The sequence below is a fragment of the Olivibacter sp. EAT-5 genome (assembly GCF_044784325.1).
Taxonomy (GTDB): domain Bacteria; phylum Bacteroidota; class Bacteroidia; order Sphingobacteriales; family Sphingobacteriaceae; genus Olivibacter; species Olivibacter oleidegradans.
On record NZ_CP173028.1, the window covers coordinates 6,574,136 to 6,589,516 of the forward strand.

The window sequence follows — 15,381 nt, forward strand, 5'->3', positions numbered from 1 at the left end:
AATTCCAATTAGTAAACTTAACACGATGTTATGAAGGTTCGTTTGTTATTCATTATTTTTTTGTATTGCACTGCTTTTGCAACGCAACTTGCAGTCGCACAAGACAGAAAGGTTACCGGCACTGTCAGTGGGGCTGACGGAAAGCCGTTAGAAGGGGTGACCGTCTCACTTAAGGGTTCGGCTGTAAAAGCCACCACGAATGAAGGCGGTGCATTTCGTATCGACGTTCCCTCTTCAGGTGGAACACTTGTTTTTTCAACCATTGGTTTTGAAACAAAAGAAACTGCAATCCCGGCTTCCAATGAAGTTATCATCACGCTGACCGAGACACATGAAAATTTAGATGAAGTAGTAGTGGTTGGTTATGGTACACAATCCCGCAGAACAATTACTTCGGCGATTACAAAAATTGAAGGAGAAGTTTTGCGAGACATTCCCATCAGCACAGTGGGAGAAGGATTGAGAGGAAAAGTTGCCGGCGCACGGGTGTATCAATCTAACAATACACCGGGAGCAGATGCCGTTTTTCGGATACGTGGGGGCTCGTCCATTAATAAATCAAACGATCCGTTAGTCTTGGTGGATGGAGTAGAACGAGCTTTTTCGGGGATCAATCCCAATGATGTTGAATCAATTGAAGTACTGAAAGATGCTGCTTCGACTGCCATCTATGGATCACGCGCATCCAATGGGGTCGTGCTGATTACTACGAAAAAAGGTTCAGCTTCACAAACGCCACTGATCACTTTTGACGCAAGCCTTGCATATCAGGAGCCGGAAACGCTAATTGACTTCATGAACGCGCGCGACTATATCAATACGGTAAGGCCCGCCGTGGCCTTGAGTCCGACCCCTGAGTACAACAACGCTTCGGGATATTCGGCCAGTTCGGGCAATGATGAAAATTCGCTTTATTCCACTCGATACCTAAGGGAGGGTGAAGCTGTGCCTGCAGGGTATCATTCGATGCCGGATCCATTGGATCCAAGTAAAACTTTAATCTATCAGGATAACGATTACCAATCGCTGATGTTCCGCGAAGCGCTTTGGCAAAATTACTACCTGGGTGTAGATGGCGGTAACGAATTTCTTCGCTATGCAGCGAGCGGAGGTTATACGGATGACGCGGGGGTAGCCTTAGGGACCGGTTATAAACGTTATAGTGCGCGCGCAAAGACTGATGTAAAAATATCCGATCGACTTACGCTGAACACCGTTTTTGACTTCTCATCAACACAGTCAAGTCAGTTCGAGAACCAGATGAACGTGATTGCCAGAGGCCTAGCCACTCCCCCTACCCAGAAAGTATACTATGCTGATGGACGGCCAACACCTGGCTATAATGCCAGCTCGCCAAACCCGGTTTGGTGGGACTACACACGGGATGTAGCAAATAAAGACAAACGACTTTCGTTGATTGGAGGATTAAATTACCGGATTTTAGACCAATTAAAGGCCAATGTTCAAGTTTCTAACTATAGCCATGTCACGCAATATGACTATTTTGAGAAAGCTCACGAATTCAGTGGCCTTCGGACCACTAAAGCGGAATTCGGAGAGCTGGAACGAACAAAACTGGATGCCTATCTTTCTTATGACGAGACTTTTGACAGCAAACATACCGTGTCCGGAATGGCAGGTTACTCTTATCAGGTTACAGATAACAAAGGATTTTCCGCCAGCGCCACGGGCGCTAGCTCGGATAAAGTACCCACACTTACTGCCGGGCCGAACAAAACCGGTGCGGACAGTAATTTTGACAAACAGGTCCTTATCGGTTATTTTGGGCGGTTGTCTTACAATTTTAAACAAAAATACCTTCTGATGGCCACCTTCCGAATGGATGGGTCGTCCTTATTTGCAAAAGAAAATCGCTGGGGCTTTTTTCCGGGTGTATCCGGTGGTTGGATTATGTCGGATGAAAATTTCCTAAGAGACAACCGATTGATTAACTACCTAAAGTTGCGGGCAAGTTACGGGCAAACAGGTAATAACTCCATCGGATTATACGATGCCCTGGGTCGCTTCGCCACCGATGCACGATATAACGGAAATGCGGGTATTCTGCCGAATATTATGCAAAACAGAAAACTGACTTGGGAAACCTCTACGCAGTTCGATGCAGGTTTCGATCTGAATGTTGTTAACAGTCGGATTTCAATCAGCGCCGATTATTTCAACAAAATCACGGAAGATCTTCTTTTCAGCATGGAGCTGCCCAATACTTCCGGGTTTAATAATGTGCAAACCAATGTCGGTAAGGTACGGTTCTATGGTTATGATCTTGAATTGTCATCACGAAACATTCAGACGGACGCCTTTTCTTGGGATTCTAAGCTTACCTGGAGCTTTGTTAAGAATAAAGTACTTGAATTGCCCGACAATGGCCGTGATCGGAATCGTATCGGTGGAATCACTTTATCGGATGGAACAGCTTATGGTGGTACGGCTGAAGGGGAACCTTTGTATAGATATTACGGTTATATGGTAGATCATATCCTTCAAAACGCCGAACAAGCGGCAAATGCGCGATATGATGAGAGCGCTCGAGGCTGGGATCCTGCAGACGGAAAGAGCGTTCGCGGACGCAAGCTGCCCGGCGACTATGAATGGGTGGATCGTAACGGTGATGGACGAATCAATAATATGGACCAATTTGAGCTAGGCGTAACGGTGCCACACACTACCGGTGGATTGAACAACTCCTTTTCTTACAAAAACTTTAGTCTAAATATCTTTGTGGATTGGGCATTGGGTCATTCCATCAACCATAATGCGTATATGCGCTATTTCATGAATACCTTCGCCAACAATTATACACTTGTGGACAGAGTGAAGGAGACATGGAAGCAAGAAGGTGATGACACGAAATATGCCCGGTTTACGGCGAACGATCCGGATGCCGGTAATTCGAACTTTTCGAGAACGTCTAACGTCTTCAATTACAAAGGAGACTACCTCTGTATCCGGGAAGTAACCCTACAATATCGTCTACCCGAGAGCGTTTTCAGCAAATTGGGGGTAAAAAGCATGGTTCTTACCCTTTCCGGCAATAATCTGCATTATTTCTCCGCCGTGCGGGGCACGGGCATTTCACCGGAAGTAGGCGCTTCTACTACGTATAGTAATGCCAGTGGCAGTGCATATTACAACTATCCTCCAATCAGAAGATTTTCGATTGGCGCTAAAATCACCCTGTAAATCTAAACATTATGAAAATCAAACGATATTATCTAATCTCTATAATGGTCAGCTCGCTCGTAATGCAAGCATGCCATGACAAATTGGATGTTGATCAAAAAAGCGCTATTACAGCCCCCGCCATGTGGGCGGATGAAGGGGATGCCACTGCGGCAATGTATGGCGTGTACAATAAAATGCGTTCCTCTTTTGCGGATGCTTATATTTTCTGGGGAGAGTACCGATCTGGCCTATGGGGAAAGGGTTTGGCCACCAATGCAACTTATAGTGACCCGTTTACCAATCAATTGAACAGTTCACACACGCATGCTAACTGGCAAAACCTGTATACGACAATCAACGATTGCAATCTTATCCTGAAATATACGCCTACCATTTCCTTTGCTGACGAAGCAGACAAGAACAAGGTGCTAGCCAACGCGCTATTTGTTCGCGCGTTTTGTTATTACTGGATTGGCCGCGTTTGGGGAGATGCGCCTGTATTAATCGATGGATTCGAGTCCGGTGAACAAGAAGGCCTCTATCCTTCCCGAGAGCCCGCCGACCGTGTGTTCGAGCAGGTGAAAGTCGACCTGGAAGCAGCTAATTCGCTCATGCCTGAAAACGTGACCGACCGCAATTTAGCATCAAAGGGAGCGATCAATCTATTGCAAGCAGATTACTATTTGTGGATCGCTAAGGTGAGGAACGGAGGTGATGCAGCCTTAAATTCAGCAAAGCAAGCCATTGATGTCGTTTTGAACAACTCCAATTATACATTAATGAATGATTTTTCAAGTGTGTTCAAAAACAAACTTAACCAAGAAATCATATTTGCATGGAGCTTTGTAATGGATGAGTATACAGGCGGCTATCCTGCGGATCACCTAGTACCTTTACAATACATATCGGCACAATACATAGAAAATCCGATTAAGGTAGGTAGTCATCAACAATGGATTTTCTTAACGGATGAATATAAGGACTTCCTGTCGGAAAATGCAGATGATCAACGGACAAACGTAAGTTTTGAAACTTTTTTTGATGAACCGAAGAATGCAACTTTTCAATGGATCAATAAGTATGCGGGTAGCTGGCAGAATCAAACTCGCGTTTTTGATTCGGACATTATCGTTTACCGATACGCGGATGCCTTACTGATGAGTGCCGAAATTGAAAACGCTTTGGGTAATTCGGCCCTGGCGATTGAACGGCTTAACGCCGTTAGCCTACGAGCTTATGGTATAACTAATTTTTATCCTACTATATTATCAAAACAGCAAGTAGATCGGGCGATTCTGGACGAACGGAAGAAAGAGTTCGTAGCTGAAGGGAAAATCTGGTGGGATCTGATTCGATTTGGTGTTGTGTTCAGCGATGTTCCTAGTTTAGTAGGTCGCGAAAACGAACAGAATATTCTCCTTTGGCCGGTTCACAACAACTCGATTAACACGAATCCCAACATTATCCAAACACCTGGCTATTAATACAAGTATAAAAATAATCTACTTTTGAGTTAATCGCTAAATTAGAGGGTATGATGTCCGAGATCAAGAAAATGACTACAGTTATCATTACTATGCTGGTATTGATGGTAGTTCCAAATCTTTATGCACAAATATTACCGCGGTCGACAACTGCTAAAAAAGTCAATGTTTTATTTATAGCCGTTGATGATCTAAGAAATCAGTTGGGATGTTATGGTGATTCAGTGATCATAACGCCTAACATTGACCGTTTAGCAAAAAATGGCATTGTTTTTAACAATGCCTATTGCCAACAAGCTGTTTGCGGGCCTTCGCGTGCCTCTTTATTAACTGGACGACGGCCTGATGTAACGAAAGTTTGGGACTTAGAGACCCACTTCCGCAAGGCCCTTCCAAATGCAGTTACACTACCGCAATATTTTAAAGAAAACGGCTATCAATCGCTGTGTGTTGGTAAAATTTATCATGATCCTGCAGCTTCGCAAGATTCGATTTCATGGTCGGCTCCTGAGATCATGGCAGTAACGGGTACTGTTGGACATAAATATGTGCTTAAAAAAAACAGCAAAGCCAAGGGGAAAGCGGCAGCTGTCGAATGTGTAAATGTACCTGATAGTGCATACGTTGATGGTATGGTATGTAATGCTGCCATAAAAGTTCTTAGAGAGATTAAAGATAAACCCTTTTTTCTAGCGGTAGGATTTCGCAGGCCGCATTTACCTTTTACGGCTCCAAAAAAATATTGGGATTATTATAAACGAGATGAAATCCCTATGCCACAACAGCCTGCACCGCCTCAAAATGTACCTGAAATTGCCTTACATAATTCCACAGAACTAAGAGGTTATACAGACGTTCCGGACGAAGGACCAATACCTCCGGATAAAATTCGTCAATTACGCCATGGCTATTATGCCAGCGTCACGTATACCGATATGCAAATCGGTAGACTGTTAGATGAACTGAACAAGCAAGGTTTAATGGATAACACGATCATTGTGCTTTGGAGCGACCACGGTTATCACTTGGGTGAACTCGGTCTTTGGTGCAAAAGCACGAATTTTGAGTCGGATACCCGCATCCCATTGATCATTTCCGCACCTAATATCAAAAATAAAGGTGTATATACCGATGGCATTGTGGAGTCGGTCGACCTGTACCCCACCTTAGCTCAACTGGCAGGTTTGTCCATTCCCGACGAATTAGACGGGCTCAGCATGGTTCCATTAATGGAAGCTCCGGAAAGACCTTGGAAAAAGGCGGCCTTTAGCCAATTTCCACGCCCCTGGATGTATAAAAACCTACCTAGGGTGATGGGTTATTCGGTACGTACAAAAGATTTTCGTTATACCGAATGGCGTAATTTTAAAAATGGCACGATTGAATTCACAGAACTTTATCGTTATCAAGCAAATGGCCGATTAGAAGAAAAAAACTTAGCGGCAATGAAGCAATACGATAACATAAAGATCACACTGAAACAGTTGTTAGATGACGGATGGCAGAAAGCACTTCCGGTTAAAAATCGATAGATTAAGAACCATGAGTATTTACAAAATATCATTACTAATTTATGTGTTTGGCATTTTTTTCCATCTGTCTATGGCTAAACCGGTTATCCAAATTGAACAGACACAATTTCAAGTTCCAATTTTAATTGGAAAATCGGTAAACCCGGTACTTCGGATCAAAATTACCATAGAGGGCACAAAACCGCATCAGCTTAAAGCTCTCTCCTTGCAAACACAAGGCACAACAGCTATTCAAGATTTAAATACTGTAGAGGTATACTATACAGGCAAAGACACGCTGTTGAACAAAATGTCGACAGCACTGAAGCTCTTCGGTAAAAAAGCCAATCCTAAAGCCAATATAACCCTAGAGGGTGATACGGAACTAAATCCGGGAATACATTATCTTTGGGTCACCTGTCGTCTTACTGATCAAGCCAATTTGCTACATAAAATAGCTTTCCAATTAGAAGATGTACACTTTAATGAATCCACCGATGTGAGAATAACCGACCGTCCAATAATGGAACAACGCATCGGCATTGCCATACATCAGCGCATGGAAAATGGCATACATACCGCACGCATTCCTGGTTTGGCCGTCACTCCCAAAGGGACTTTGCTTGCCATTTTTGATGCCCGCAGAGAAAGCTCTCGCGACTTACAAGGAGATATAGATATCGGTCTCCGTCGAAGTACCAATGGTGGACAAACCTGGGAGCCTCTAACAATTGCAATGGATATGGGCAAATGGGGAGGCTTACCGGAAAAATTTAATGGTGTATCAGATGCATGCATACTTGTTGACAAAAACTCAAATACCATTTACATTGCAGCATTGTGGATGCACGGTATTATCGACAAAGATGGACAGTGGGTAAAAGGTTTAAAGGAAAACAGCGACCATTGGAACCATCAATGGAAAAACAAGGGCTCTCAACCTGGATTCGGGATAAAGCAAACATCACAATTTATGCTGGTTAAAAGTACCGATGACGGTAAAACTTGGAGCAAACCGCTGAACATTACAAAAATGTGTAAAAAGAAAGATTGGTGGCTCTTTGCTCCGGCACCTGGTAATGGCATTGTATTGAACGATGGTACACTGGTTTTTCCCACTCAGGGTCGTGATTCTTTAGGCACGCCATTTTCAACCATCACATATAGTAAGGATAGCGGAAAAACATGGCAAACCGCCAAAAGAGCCTTAAATGAGGTAGCGACGACTGAATGCGCCGTTGTACAACTTGCAGACCGATCGCTTATGCTCAATATGCGGGCTAATAAAAACAAAGGCGAGATAGGCTCCAACAACGGCCGGGCCGTTTGTGTAACCCGTGATATGGGCAAGACATGGACTCAACACCCAAGCGCTTTTCATGCACTGCCCGAACCGGTTTGTATGGCGAGCTTGTATAAACATTCGTTTATGGATGCAGGAAAACAACGGCATCTTTTACTGTTTTCCAATCCAAACTCAAAAACGGATAGAGATCACTTAACGATTAAAGTTAGCACTAATGACGGCCAAACATGGCCACAAAAATACTGGGTGCTTTTGGATGAATGGAAAGGCAGAGGATATTCGTGTATTGCCGCTGTGGATGAACAACATATTGGTATTTTATATGAAAGTAGTCAAGCCGATATGGTCTTTCAAAAAATAGCTGTAAGCGAATGGCCTGAAAAATAGCCATCATCACGTTAAAAATCGTGAATTTTAATGAGAAACTCTCTTAGGTGTGCCTTGCTGAAGATATCGCAATATGTACTGTGCTACTTTTGTTGATGCGCCAGGCAGGCCCATCCGTTCATGCAGGGACTTGTATTGCGCAAGCATCTCTTCCCGATAAGCCTTATTGTTCAGTAATTGATCCAATTCTTCGGCAATGGTATGATGATTAGCTTCCTTTTGTATCAATTCTTTAACGATCTCTTTATTCATGATCAGATTAACCAAAGAAATATAATCGACTTTGATCACCATCCGCCCGATGGCGATGGACAACGCATTTGCTTTATATACAACAACTTGCGGAACGTTTAGCAGAGCCGTTTCTAACGTCGCCGTTCCACTGGCAACAACTGCTGCTTCTGCATGCTGCAATAAATCATATGTCTGTCCGAAAACGAGCGGTATATTATCATTATCTAGAAATTGCCTGTAAAAATGAGTATTTAAGTTAGGGGCACCCGCTATTACAAATTGGTGCCCCGGAAAAAGTTTAGCGAGCTTCACCATTTCAGGGAGTAGCTTGCTTATCTCCATTTTTCTACTTCCAGGTAGCAGTGCAATTATTTTTTTACCTTCCAATCCATAACGCGCTTTAAATGTCGTGTCCGGATGATGTAAGGTGACCGCATCTAATAGCGGATTCCCTACATAATCAACGTGCATGTTCCAGTGTTTATAGAAATCGACTTCAAAAGGGAGGATACAGAACATATGATCAACGATACGTTTGATCTTTTTTACCCTACCTGTATTCCAGGCCCAAACTTTCGGCGAGATATAATAGAAAACCTTTATATTATGTTGCTTAGCAAAGGACGCAATCTTCAAATTAAATCCGGGAAAATCAATCAGAACCAAGGCGTCAGGACGGTATGCGAGGAGGTCTTTTTTAACAATTTTTAAGTTTTTAAGAATACTTTTTAAGTTCAATAACACTTCAACAAAACCCATAAAGGACATGTCCCGCACATGTAAAACGGCTTTCTGTTGGCTCGCTTGCTCCATACGATCTCCCCCCACAACCCTAAATTGGACATCTGAGCCCTGTTGTTTCGCTAATTCGCGGATCAGATTAGCTCCATGTAAATCACCGGAGCTCTCGCCCGCGATAATATAATATTTCATATCAATCGTGTATCCTATTTAAACCTTTATGCCACCTTTGAAATATAAAATCAATATCAAACCAATAAAGGTGATCCCCATAACACTTCCACCTGTTTTCGAGGCCTGCTGTTTATAACAATACCTGACTATAAGTAAATTTACTGCCCCCGCAATGGCATACAATGTCAGCGGTTTGTCTGCAAACTTACTACCTAAGCTTGTATATTCATTAAATAAAAAAGCAATTAAAGGAGCAATAGCACCTAACAAAATGCCAAGCAGTGGGTTATTCTTTTTTAACATATTTATTCAGCTATCAGCTGCTCGTTAGTCAGTCTCAGTTATGGCTACAAGTCCATCGGCCCATCATCACATTGGCTCATGAACTCCTCAACTATTGTCCTACTTAATAGCTCAACTGTTTAACTTCAACAAAGCTACACATCAAACGACCACGAATTCAGCTGAGGGATAGCATGGTGTGCAGTCATATCAAATTGCACAGGTACCAAAGACGCAAAGTTATGCTTTAGCGCCCATACGTCCGTATCTTCTCCCCTATCGTTCAACACGAACTTACCGGTAAGCCAATAATACGGCCGATGATAGGGATCGATACGTTCTTCAAATTCCTCCGCCCATTTTGCATCAGCTTGTCTACATACCTTCACTCCTTTAATCGCGCCTTGAGGGAAATTTACATTCAACAACGTTCCCAACTGAAGGCCGTTCTTTAAGACTTGGCTTGCAATTTCCCGTACAAATGGCCTGCAATTTTCAAAATCGGCATCTAAATTATGATCGTCATAAGAAAACCCGACAGACGGTATACCTTCTATAGCGCCCTCAACGGCTGCTGACATGGTTCCGCTATATAATACGTTGATTGAATTATTTAGTCCATGGTTAATACCTGATACACAAAGATCCGGCTTACGTCCTTTGAAGATCTTGTTGACCGCTAACTTCACACAGTCTACGGGCGTTCCGGAGCATCGATACATCTCAACATGAGGATATATATTTACCGGATCAACACGGAGTGGTTTACCTATGGTTATGGCATGTCCCATTCCCGACTGAGGGCTTTCAGGCGCAACAACTGTTACCTTTCCCAACATTTGCATTTCTTCCATTAACACCTTAATGCCGGGTGCCGTAATCCCATCATCGTTTACTACCAATATTGTTGGCTTTTGCTTTGTCATGTTGCGAAGATACTAAACCTTGGTTTATAAATATAACCAAAGCTGGTTGATTCCAGATTTTGCCGATCTCATAATAAGGTAAAATGAACTATTTTTTTAGTCACTTTTATTCGTTGCGGGAGTGCATCAACATGCAAGCCGCAAATTTCTAGGCGATATTTAAAGAGCTTTTACGTTTAATCGGACGTATCTTTAGCGGAATGTGCCCCTGTGTGCCGGAAGAATGGCCTTGGAGGATACCGACGCAACGAGCAGCAAAGCATGTGCACAATCGTTCACCTTGCAATATCCAAGCGGATTGAGGAAGTGAAACGGCTCCAATATGCGCCGTAAATGCTTTTGCAATCAGTTGCAAGGTAGCCTACATAGCCTTGGCTTTTGTTCAACTTTTTGCCAAGAAAAAGTTGATTAAAAAATAGTTCCTTTATTAGGAACGAATACGGAATCCAACATCTGGCTATATATAACAAGAGAGGATGACATCTATTGCCATCCTCTCTCTTATTTAAAGTACTGAACGTAAAGCCTACAGGTTATTCAACCAATCCACCACCTGATCTCTTGTTTTTCCGGTCTTCTTTTGCAAACGCCCAATTAACTCATCTTCCTTCCCCTCTTCATACAATAAATCATCATCGGTTAAATCGGCATAAGCCTGTTTTGCTTTACCCTTAACTTCGTTCCACATTCCTTTTAGCTTCAAATTGCTCATTTCGACTAGTTTTTAATAAGTAAATAATTTTATTCTTTTCTAGTTAAACAAGCATAGAAGCAAATTGTTTTAGCACTTCAAAAGTCGTTGCTTAAAAATACGGTTATTGACCTATCCACGTAAGGCTTCCGCACCTTTCTTTATTTCTTCAACTACTTCCGGATCTAACAAAGTAGTCGTATCACCGAGATTTGAAGTGTCACCTTCCGCAATTTTGCGAAGGATCCGTCGCATGATCTTCCCTGATCTGGTCTTTGGCAACCCGGTAACAAACTGGATTTTTTCCGGTTTAGCGATAGCTCCAATGATACGGGAAACGGTTTTATTAATATCTCCCCGCATTAAATCCGCATCTTTTAAATGATCTCCTGCAACGACAAAGGCATATATTCCTTGTCCTTTAATTGCATGCGGATACCCCACAACGGCTGATTCCACTACATCGCTGTGACGGTTTATGGCATCTTCTACCTCCGCCGTTCCGATACGATGTCCCGAAACGTTCAGTACGTCATCCACACGGCCGGTAATACGGTAGTACCCATCCTTATCCCGCAAACAACCATCCCCTGTAAAGTACATATTTTCGTAAGTAGCAAAATAGGTTTTTCTACAACGTTCATGATCGCCGTATGTTGTTCGCAACATGCCCGGCCAAGGGAATTTAACGCATAGATTACCGCTAACATCATTCCCTTCTATTTCCCTCCCATTTTCATCCATTAAGGCCAATTGTATACCCGGTTGCGGAAACATGGCGTAACTCGGTACCGTTGGTGTAATTCCTGCGATCGGACTAATAATAAAACCTCCCGTCTCCGTTTGCCAATAGGTATCTACGATAGGCGCTTTTCCATGACCTACTTTTTCATCGAACCATTTCCAGGCTTCTTCATTAATGGGTTCACCGACCGATCCCAGGGTTTTAATGCTGCTCAGGTCTTTACCCTCCACATATTCGTCTCCGAAACCCATCAATGAACGGATAGCAGTTGGCGCCGTGTATACAATATTAACCCTGTGCTTTTCAACAATATCCCAAAGACGTCCCGCATCCGGATAGGTGGGAATTCCCTCAAACATTAAGGAGGTGGCACCCTGCGACAAAGGGCCATACACGATATAGGAGTGTCCGGTAATCCAGCCTATGTCCGCCGTACAGAAATACACGTCTCCCCTTTCATACTGAAAAGTATTTGCAAAAGTATAGCCGGTATAAACCATATAGCCGCCGCATGTATGCACCACCCCTTTCGGGCTTCCTGTTGAACCGGATGTATACAATATGAACAACATATCTTCTGCATCCATCTCCTCTGCCGGAAAATGGGGGTTGCCCTGTGTCTCCACTTTTTTAATCTCGTCTTCCCACCATACATCACGGCCTTTTATCATCGAAACGGGCGTGCGTGTTCGCGTCAGAACGATCACTCTTTCCACTGATTTACATTGTCCCAAGGCATCATCTACAATATCTTTTAACTCAATTACTTTTGTGCCTCTAAAACTGCCATCTGCGGTAATCACCAATTTACATTGCGCATCATTGATCCGATCAGCAATAGATTGAGCAGAAAATCCACCAAAAACAACCGAATGAACTGCTCCAATACGAGCACACGCCAATACGGCAATTGCTAGCTCAGGCACCATAGGGAGGTAGATACAGACGCGATCGCCCTTAACAATGTCGTTGTTTTTTAATACGTTGGCAAACTGCTCAACATTGAAAAGTAATTGTTTATAACTTAATATACGATAATTTTCGTTCGGATCGTTCGGTTCCCAAATAATAGCGGGTTTATCTCCCAACTCTTGGATATGACGATCCAAACAGTTCTCGGTAATATTCAATTTCCCACCTTCAAACCACCTAACATCCGGACCTTTAAAATCCCAGCTTAATACTTTATCCCACTTTTTACGCCATTTAAACTCTTCTGCTATGCCTGACCAAAATTCCTCCGGCCGCTCGACGCTCTTTTTGTACGTTTCCTTGTAATCCTCAAATGACCTAACTTTTAAATTCATTGGTTATTAATTTAGTTTAGTTTATCGTTTATTCCCTTAGTGCGTGATTAGAATGGAAAGAATCAGGAACTACCTTTTGCATTCTAAACGGTTAGCTTTTTAAATATATTTGATTTTTTGCACCCAAGTTAATAATCTTTGTTGCCCTTTCCAAGGGACTATGTACAATTTAATCAAGCAGTTATCCGATTCGGCCAATTATTATTTATATTCAGCCAAGCACATTTTGAAATAACAGAAAAGGGAAAAACGAGCCGACTAATCGTCGTACTCTCCGAGTAAGGCGTACCATCCGAACACAAGCAATCCACCACTTATAATCGGCATTAACACAAAGGTATAAACAATCGCCGGCACCAAGTCTTCGGGTTTTTCACTTTGAAATTGGGGGATAGCCTGACTTACTATTAAATAATAGCCCGAAACAACGGCAAGCACGATCCAAAGAACACCTAAATATTTTTTTATGTAACGCATAGCTAATTAGATTAACAAAAACAACTACTCGGTCTTTTTATTCGATAAATAGACAATCCCAATAAGGAAGCTCACTCCTATGATAATAATAGGATACCAAAGTCCTTCTAAATACGGTTTGTCAAAAGGCAATGCTTTTCCGGCTGCCTGCGCAGCATCGTTAGCAGATTGAGCTTTCGCAACCAGATAAGTCGCGACAGTAGGCATCAATCCACCAAAAACACCATTTCCTATATGATAAGGTAAAGACATGGAGGTATAGCGGATTTTTACAGGAAACATCTCCACCAAAAAGGCAGCGATTGGACCATATACCATGGTAACATATAAAACCTGCAAAAATATGAGTCCAATCGCTATCCACATATCCTTTGTGACCAATTTAATAGAAACAACATCCTCTCGATGAATAATATGGCCATCGATAGGATCCACGTACTGTCTGCTAATTTCATCCTTCTGTGTACCATCCTCATACACTCTGTGTATTGTAGTAACCAACCTCTCTTTTGCGCCGAAATCCCCATCCGGTACAGGCTCTCTCTTCATTGTATTTTTCAACGCATCTATTTGTTCCTTTTTTTCTCCTACATCTGCTAACTGATACAATTTATCGAAAATTGGCCGATAGGTAAGAATAGCCAGTAGCATCCCGGTCATCATTACAATCTTTCGACCAATTTTATCGGATAACCAACCAAAAAAGATAAAGAGTCCTGTACCTAAAAAAATAGCGATACCTAATATATAGTTTGTTTGGTCAAAATCGACGTGGCAAACTCTTTGCAAAAATGAAAGTGTATAAAATTGTCCGGTATAAAATACCACACCCTGCCCCATCGCTGCTCCAAACAGCGCCAAAAGCACAAATTTAAAGTTGTATCGGTGACCAAAAGACTCTTTAAGTGGGTTTTTAGAAGTTTTACCTTCCGCCTTTACCTTTTTGAATAAGGGCGATTCATCCATATTCTTTCGGATAAAGTAGCTCACAATAACCATTAATATCGAGATCAAAAAGGGTATCCGCCAGCCCCAGTCCATAAACGCTTCATTGGACATGCATTTGCGGGTTAGCAAAATAACAGCAAGGGAAATAAATAAGCCGAAAGAAGCTGTTGTCTGTATCCAGGATGTCCTTTCTCCCCTCCGATGTGGCTCGGCATGTTCCGCGACATAAGTAGCTGCTCCACCATACTCACCGCCAAGTGCCAAACCCTGTAAAAGTCTAAGTAGTAAAATTAAAATGGGGGCTAAAAATCCAATGGTTTTATATTCGGGGATTAATCCAATAGCCACGGTCGATAAGCCCATCACCAGCAGTGTTACCATAAAGGTATACTTCCTACCGATCATATCGCCTAACCTACCAAAAAAGAGAGCCCCGAAAGGTCTGACAACAAACCCCGCTGCAAAGGTCGCTAATGTCGATAGGAAAGCCGCCGTTGGATTATCTGCCGGAAAAAATTTCGTCGAGATAATAACGGCCAAACTGCCAAAGATGTAAAAATCATACCATTCGATAAGTGTTCCCAGTGAAGAGGCTCCAATAACTTTCCATAAGCCTTTAGTAGTAGTCGGTTTAACCGATAACGGTTCGTTCATAATTCAATAATGGTTTAAAATAAGGTTTTATTTCCTAGGCATTGCCCTTTCGCAAAGTAATAATAATACCGGAAATAATTACTTTCAGTAAGCGTTTTTTTGTTTAGAATTTATCGGCGTAGACAGGATCGTGTTGTTCGATTACTGAACTTCATAGCGATTATTTATGTATCTTTTTATGTAAGGCAGAAAATAGTTAACAGGCGACATTATCAATCTGTTGAATATTTGGATTTATTCAATAACTTCACGCTACCGTATGATAGCTGGTGCTAATACCTATAAAATACGGGTAGCCGACGAATCTCTTCATATCCTAACGCAATCATCT

Annotated in this window: 11 protein-coding genes; 4 read left to right on the forward strand and 7 right to left on the reverse strand. The window is 42.4% G+C overall.

Annotated elements, in window-relative coordinates:
- Positions 1 to 30: 30 nt before the first annotated feature.
- Genes ACH11B_RS27835 through ACH11B_RS27850 form a run of 4 tightly spaced genes read left to right on the forward strand, consistent with a single transcriptional unit; the run spans position 31 to position 7,871 of the window.
- Positions 31 to 3,201, forward strand: a complete 3,171-nt coding sequence (locus ACH11B_RS27835) for a SusC/RagA family TonB-linked outer membrane protein (protein ID WP_377611532.1) — start codon at positions 31 to 33, stop codon at positions 3,199 to 3,201.
- 11 nt (positions 3,202 to 3,212) lie between these two features.
- Complete coding sequence (locus ACH11B_RS27840; protein ID WP_377611534.1) at positions 3,213 to 4,667, forward strand: RagB/SusD family nutrient uptake outer membrane protein; 1,455 nt, start codon at positions 3,213 to 3,215, stop codon at positions 4,665 to 4,667.
- 50 nt (positions 4,668 to 4,717) lie between these two features.
- Positions 4,718 to 6,199, forward strand: coding sequence for a sulfatase (locus ACH11B_RS27845; protein WP_377611536.1), 1,482 nt, complete (start codon positions 4,718 to 4,720; stop codon positions 6,197 to 6,199).
- Between the two features lie 10 nt (positions 6,200 to 6,209).
- Positions 6,210 to 7,871, forward strand: coding sequence for a BNR-repeat neuraminidase N-terminal domain-containing protein (locus tag ACH11B_RS27850; RefSeq protein WP_377611538.1), 1,662 nt, complete (start codon positions 6,210 to 6,212; stop codon positions 7,869 to 7,871).
- A gap of 27 nt (positions 7,872 to 7,898) precedes the next feature.
- Here ACH11B_RS27850 and lpxB read toward each other — a convergent pair whose 3' ends face one another.
- The 7 genes from lpxB to ACH11B_RS27885 all read right to left on the reverse strand — a co-directional run bounded on the left by lpxB (position 7,899) and on the right by ACH11B_RS27885 (position 15,050).
- Positions 7,899 to 9,038, reverse strand: a complete 1,140-nt coding sequence (gene lpxB / locus ACH11B_RS27855; RefSeq protein ID WP_377611540.1) for a lipid-A-disaccharide synthase — start codon at positions 9,036 to 9,038, stop codon at positions 7,899 to 7,901.
- A gap of 18 nt (positions 9,039 to 9,056) precedes the next feature.
- Positions 9,057 to 9,323: a hypothetical protein gene (locus tag ACH11B_RS27860; RefSeq protein WP_013668362.1), complete on the reverse strand. Its 267-nt coding sequence runs from the start codon at positions 9,321 to 9,323 to the stop codon at positions 9,057 to 9,059.
- Between the two features lie 134 nt (positions 9,324 to 9,457).
- Positions 9,458 to 10,228: a 5'/3'-nucleotidase SurE gene (surE, locus tag ACH11B_RS27865; protein ID WP_013668363.1), complete on the reverse strand. Its 771-nt coding sequence runs from the start codon at positions 10,226 to 10,228 to the stop codon at positions 9,458 to 9,460.
- Between the two features lie 526 nt (positions 10,229 to 10,754).
- Positions 10,755 to 10,940, reverse strand: coding sequence for a CsbD family protein (locus tag ACH11B_RS27870; RefSeq protein WP_013668364.1), 186 nt, complete (start codon positions 10,938 to 10,940; stop codon positions 10,755 to 10,757).
- Positions 10,941 to 11,051: 111 nt separating this feature from the next.
- A complete protein-coding gene (gene acs, locus ACH11B_RS27875; RefSeq protein WP_013668365.1) occupies positions 11,052 to 12,971 on the reverse strand; it encodes an acetate--CoA ligase in 1,920 nt (639 codons plus the stop codon).
- Positions 12,972 to 13,229: 258 nt separating this feature from the next.
- A complete protein-coding gene (locus tag ACH11B_RS27880) occupies positions 13,230 to 13,448 on the reverse strand; it encodes a DUF6814 family protein (RefSeq protein ID WP_130856478.1) in 219 nt (72 codons plus the stop codon).
- Positions 13,449 to 13,472: 24 nt separating this feature from the next.
- Positions 13,473 to 15,050: an MFS transporter gene (locus tag ACH11B_RS27885; RefSeq protein ID WP_130856477.1), complete on the reverse strand. Its 1,578-nt coding sequence runs from the start codon at positions 15,048 to 15,050 to the stop codon at positions 13,473 to 13,475.
- Positions 15,051 to 15,381 lie beyond the last annotated feature (331 nt).

Excerpts from the sequence above, each read along its gene's own strand:
- ACH11B_RS27835 (WP_377611532.1), top strand. The coding sequence starts at position 31 with ATGAAGGTTCGTTTGTTATTCATTATTTTTTTGTATTGCACTGCTTTT.
- ACH11B_RS27840 (WP_377611534.1), top strand. The coding sequence starts at position 3,213 with ATGAAAATCAAACGATATTATCTAATCTCTATAATGGTCAGCTCGCTC.
- ACH11B_RS27845 (WP_377611536.1), top strand. The coding sequence starts at position 4,718 with ATGATGTCCGAGATCAAGAAAATGACTACAGTTATCATTACTATGCTG.
- ACH11B_RS27850 (WP_377611538.1), top strand. The coding sequence starts at position 6,210 with ATGAGTATTTACAAAATATCATTACTAATTTATGTGTTTGGCATTTTT.
- lpxB (WP_377611540.1), bottom strand. The coding sequence starts at position 9,038 with ATGAAATATTATATTATCGCGGGCGAGAGCTCCGGTGATTTACATGGA.
- ACH11B_RS27860 (WP_013668362.1), bottom strand. The coding sequence starts at position 9,323 with ATGTTAAAAAAGAATAACCCACTGCTTGGCATTTTGTTAGGTGCTATT.
- surE (WP_013668363.1), bottom strand. The coding sequence starts at position 10,228 with ATGACAAAGCAAAAGCCAACAATATTGGTAGTAAACGATGATGGGATT.
- ACH11B_RS27870 (WP_013668364.1), bottom strand. The coding sequence starts at position 10,940 with ATGAGCAATTTGAAGCTAAAAGGAATGTGGAACGAAGTTAAGGGTAAA.
- acs (WP_013668365.1), bottom strand. The coding sequence starts at position 12,971 with ATGAATTTAAAAGTTAGGTCATTTGAGGATTACAAGGAAACGTACAAA.
- ACH11B_RS27880 (WP_130856478.1), bottom strand. The coding sequence starts at position 13,448 with ATGCGTTACATAAAAAAATATTTAGGTGTTCTTTGGATCGTGCTTGCC.
- ACH11B_RS27885 (WP_130856477.1), bottom strand. The coding sequence starts at position 15,050 with ATGAACGAACCGTTATCGGTTAAACCGACTACTACTAAAGGCTTATGG.